The following is a 4,900-nucleotide window of genomic DNA, read 5'->3' on the forward strand; positions in this document are numbered from 1 at the left end:
CGACGGCGCGCACGTGGTCGCGGGCGGGCGGGACATAGCCCTGCCGCGCATCCTGTGCCGTCGCGGGCACAAGGCCCAGCGCCAGCGTGGCAATGGCGGCCAAAAATGTCCGTCGTGTCGAATATGAGGACATCATCAAAATTTCCGTCGTGCCCTCGGGCCAGTTCACACCCGTCACGGCAATGCTATACGGTTTGCCCCAAGACAGGCAAAACTGTTCGTGATGAGGACTGCGTGATGACGACGATCGCCCCCGATGCGCGCATGGCCGGCGTACCGCGGACCTATCCGCCGCGCGCCGCCGTCGTCAGCTGGATCTTCTTCGACTGGGCTGCGCAGCCCTATTTCACGCTGATCACGACCTTCGTGTTTGCGCCCTATTTCGCCACCAGCATCGCGCCGAATCCCGCCACCGGCCAATCATTGTGGGGATTTGCGATGGCGGCTGCGGGTCTCGCCATCGCGCTGCTGTCGCCCGTGCTTGGGGCCATCGCCGATGCGTCCGGCCGCAGGAAGCCCTGGATCGCAGGGTTCGGCGCGGTGCTGGTGCTGGCGTCCTGCACGCTTTGGATCGGCAAGCCCGGCGATCCCTCGGTCATTCCGCCGCTGCTCACCGCGGTGGCGCTCGCCAGTGTCGGCGCGGAATTCGGCACGCTCTTCAACAATGCGATGATGCCGACGCTGGTGCCGCCGGAGCGGATCGGTCGGCTTTCCGGCACCGGCTGGGCGACCGGCTATGTCGGCGGCATCGTCAGCCTGATCATCGTACTCGGCCTCCTCGCCGCCAATCCCGAGACCGGCCGCACATTGCTCGGTCTTTCGCCGCTGTTTGGGCTCGATCCGGTCAGCCATCAGGGCGATCGCATCGTCGGGCCGCTGACCGGACTGTGGTTCGTGATCTTCGTGACGCCGCTGTTCCTGTTCACGCCTGACTATCCGGCGAAGCGCCCGCTGCGCGAGGCGTTGCACGAAGGACTGTGGGAGCTGAAGCAGTCGATCAAGAGCCTGCCGAAGCAGCAGTCGCTCGCGGCCTTCCTGCTCGCCAACATGATCTACACCGACGGCCTGGTGTCGCTGTTCGCCTTCGGCGGCATCTATGCCGCGGGCACCTTCGGCTGGCACACGATTCAGATCGGCACCTTCGGCATCATGCTCGCGATCGCCGGCGCATTGGGCGCCTGGCTTGGCGGCAAGTTGGATGATCGTCTCGGGCCGAAGCGCGTCATTGCCGGCAGCCTGCTGGTCCTGTTGCTGTCGGTGGCGGCAATCCTACTGGTCGACAAGGACAGCGTGTTGTTCGTCAAGGTCGCGCCGCCGCAATCAGGCGCTCCCTTGTTCTCGAGCGCCGCGGAGCGCGCCTATCTGGTGCTGGGCTGCCTCATCGGCGCGGCCGGTGGTCCACTCCAGGCGGCCTCACGCACGCTGCTGATCCGCCTCGCACCGAAAGACCGCATCGCCCAGTATTTCGGCCTGTTCGCACTGACCGGGAAGGTGACGTCCTTCATCGGACCGCTTCTGATCGGCGTGATCACGGCGGTGACCGCAAGCCAGAAGGCCGGCATGGCCGTGCTGGTGGTGTTCTTCGTCACGGGATTGGCGCTGTTGATGCGGGTGCGGGATTAACCCGCACGACCCTGTTTCACCGCTCGTCATTGCGAGGAGCGAAAGCGACGAAGCAATCCAGACTTCTTTTGCGGAAAGATTCTGGATTGCTTCGCTTCGCTCGCAATGACGCGGTCGGTGGGATCGTCGTCGCTCTGCAGCCGTTACGCCGATCGGCTCAGTGCCTGAAGTGCCGGGTGCCCGTGAACACCATGGCGATGCCGTGCTCGTCGGCCGCCTTGATCACCTCGTCGTCGCGCATGGAGCCGCCGGGCTGCACCACGGCGGTGGCGCCGGCCTCGATGCAGGCGAGCATGCCGTCGGCGAACGGGAAGAACGCATCCGAGGCCACCACCGAGCCCTTGGTGAGCGGTTCGGCGAGCTTCAGCTCGTTCGCCGCATCCTGGGCTTTTCGCGCCGCGATCCGCGCTGAATCCACCCGGCTCATCTGGCCCGCGCCGATGCCGACGGTGGCGAGATCCCTAGCGTAGATGATGGTGTTGGACTTGACGTGCTTTGCCACGCGGAATGCAAACTTCAGGTCGCGCATCTCGCCGTCAGTTGGTGCACGCTTGGTCACGACCTTGAAGGTCATGTCGTCGACCACAGCATTGTCGCGGCTCTGCACCAGCAGGCCGCCGGCAACCGTCTTGGCGGTGAGACCCGGCGCGCGCGGGTCGGGCAGGCTGCCGGCGAGCAGCAGGCGGAGGTTCTTGCGCGCGCCGATGATGGCGATCGCTTCCTCGCTGGCGTCGGGCGCGATGATCACCTCGGTGAAGATTTTTGTGATCTCGCGCGCGGTATCGGCGTCGAGCGCACGGTTCATTGCGATGATGCCGCCGAACGCCGAGGTGGAATCGCAGGCCAGCGCCTTGCGATAGGCGCTGACGAGGTCGGAGCCTTCCGCCACGCCGCAGGGATTGGCGTGTTTGACGATGACGCAGGCCGCGGTGCGCTTGGCGTCGAACTCGCCGATGCATTCATAGGCCGCGTCGGTGTCGTTGATGTTGTTATAGGAGAGCTCCTTGCCCTGGAGCTGGCGCGCGGTCGACACGCCCGGGCGCTTGTCGGGCGTCGCATAGAACGCCGCGGTCTGGTGCGGGTTCTCGCCATAACGGAGCGACTGGATCAGGCGGCCGCCGAAGGCGCGGAAGTCGGGCGCGTCGATCTCGAGCTGGCGGTTGAACCAGTTCGAGATCGCGGCATCGTAAGCGCCGGTGCGCGCATAGGCCTTTGCCGCAAGCCGCCGGCGCAGCTTCAGGGTGGTCGCGCCGTTGTTGGCGGCGAGCTCGTCGAGCACGGCCTTGTAGTCCTCGGCCTCGACCACGACCGCGACGTCGTCATGGTTCTTGGCCGCAGCGCGGATCATCGCGGGGCCGCCGATGTCGATATTCTCGATGCAATCCTCGAAGCCGGCGCCTTTGTCGACGGTCGCCTCGAACGGATAGAGATTGACGACGAGCAGATCGATCGGCGCGATGCCGTGCGCCTTCATTGCCTCCGCGTGCTCCTTGTTGTCGCGGATCGCGAGCAGGCCGCCATGCACCTTCGGATGCAGCGTCTTGACGCGGCCGTCCATCATCTCGGGGAAGCCGGTCAGGTCGGAGACGTCCTTCACCTTGAGACCGGCCGCGGCGATCGCTTTCGCGGTGCCGCCCGTCGAGACCAGCTCGACGTCGTGCGCGGCAAGCGCCTTGGCAAACTCGATCAGGCCGGTCTTGTCGGAGACGGAGAGAAGAGCGCGGGTGACGCGGCGGGGATGGTCAGTCATGAGCAAGATCCTCTGTTCAGGGAGTGTCTATGCCCAGGCGCGCGGCGTCTATGTCCCGCGCTTCCCGATGGTGCTCCATCCAAGGTCGCCAGTCGCGCGAGCGAGGGCTCGATAGCAGTTTTCGGCGTGCTTCACAACGTTCAGATGAGGCTGAATCCGCGCGTTTACAGCGGAAGTTCCGGTTCACGCCGGGCGTTGCGGCGGGCATTGGTGACGGTCGGCGACGCCGTGGAGCGGATGAAGCTCCAGCGGATCGAGGGTGCCTGCCGCGCGTCCTGCCGGATCACGATCTGGGCGGTGCGGCGCGGGCCGTCATTGCCGGCCAGGAACACGCTGTCCTCGAGGTCGACCTTGTCGTCGAGCGCCTCGAAGGTCCAGACGTCGCGGTTCGGCAGCACCAGCATGACGCCGCGCGCATCCGACAGCCGGCTCGCCTTCACCGCCGGATGCAGATGGAAGCGCAGCGCGAAATCGGCGTCCGCGCCCTTGAAGCGTCCGCCCTGCGGCGGCGACAGCGTATCCTCGCCGTCGATGCGCGCGCCGTCATTGGCGATCATCAGCACCCGGCGATGGATCGCGCCGAATTTGCCGAGATAGCCGTCATGCGAGGTCGTGAGCAGCGTGCCGTTCTGCACGATCTCGCGATAGCTCTCCACCTCGACGGGCCCGCTGGTGACGGGCGAGCCGTGCAGGAGCCGCTTCATCGCCGACATCTCCACGAACTGGCATGACGAGGCGTTGTGATAGGTTAGCGTCGAATGCGCCGCCGTGCCGCGTGCGAACGGCCGCCAATTGTCGCGGCCCGTGGTCGGCATGCCGCAATTGGTGACGATGCGGCTGATCCCGGAGGACAGTTCGAACGACAGACAGCCGGCATGGGCGTCGTGACTGACGCCGGCGGGCGGCGGCGGACCGGTGTCGATGATCAAAGTGGTCTGGCCGGCATCGAGGCGCTGAAAACCGGTATGCGGCATGTTCGCCATCGGCACGCCGTGGGTGTCGTCATAGGCGAGCAGCGTCGCGAGCAGGTCCGAAGATGTCGCGCTCATGCCGTTGAACAGCGCGAAATTTCCGTCGCCATGCCGGAAGAAACGCAGCATCGGCATCATGCGGTCGATCGCGTTGAGCAGTGCCGGCGGCGGCGCGATGTTGCGCGCGGCAAAGGTCTGCCGCAGCGGCAGCAGGTCGATCAAGAGTTCGATCAGCGCGCCCGGGTTGCGTGAGATATGTCCGCCGTCGGGCAGGATCTGCCGCTGCAATTCGTCGGAGAGTCTTTTCGAGGCGTTGCGGATGTGGCTGGCCTGGTTGGCGAGGCACAGGGCCGCATAGCACAGCGCGATCAGCACCTGGAGTTTCGGCACCCCGTCCGGAATGTTGACCATGGTGTAGCGCAGGAAGCGGATCTCGCGGGCCAAGGCGCGCAGATAGCGGCGGTAGAATTTGTTGTCGGTCTCGTTGAGCACCAGCGGCGCCTGCGACAGCAGCGAGATCACGCGCCGGGCCAGCACGTCGGCGCGGCGCGCGACC

3 protein-coding genes and 1 riboswitch are annotated in these 4,900 nt (G+C 65.8%); of the genes, 1 reads left to right on the forward strand and 2 read right to left on the reverse strand.

What is annotated here, in order from left to right:
* Nucleotides 1–237: 237 nt before the first annotated feature.
* Nucleotides 238–1,623: an MFS transporter gene (locus MOV74_RS31180; protein WP_246930743.1), complete on the forward strand. Its 1,386-nt coding sequence runs from the start codon at nucleotides 238–240 to the stop codon at nucleotides 1,621–1,623.
* A gap of 157 nt (nucleotides 1,624–1,780) precedes the next feature.
* Here the strand turns inward: MOV74_RS31180 and purH are convergent, their stop codons facing one another.
* Together purH and MOV74_RS31190 are read right to left on the reverse strand one after the other, a co-directional pair.
* Nucleotides 1,781–3,373 carry a bifunctional phosphoribosylaminoimidazolecarboxamide formyltransferase/IMP cyclohydrolase gene (purH, locus tag MOV74_RS31185; protein ID WP_246930745.1) on the reverse strand — a complete coding sequence of 531 codons (1,593 nt, stop codon included), beginning with the start codon at nucleotides 3,371–3,373 and terminating at the stop codon, nucleotides 1,781–1,783.
* 24 nt (nucleotides 3,374–3,397) lie between these two features.
* Nucleotides 3,398–3,479: riboswitch (ZMP/ZTP riboswitch) on the reverse strand.
* A 58-nt stretch (nucleotides 3,480–3,537) separates the two neighbouring features.
* Nucleotides 3,538–4,900: heparinase II/III family protein (locus MOV74_RS31190; RefSeq protein ID WP_246930747.1), on the reverse strand; the 1,363-nt coding region annotated here is incomplete at its 5' end.

It is taken from the genome of Bradyrhizobium sp. SHOUNA76 (assembly GCF_023006445.1).
In the GTDB taxonomy this organism is placed as follows: Bacteria; Pseudomonadota; Alphaproteobacteria; order Rhizobiales; family Xanthobacteraceae; genus Bradyrhizobium.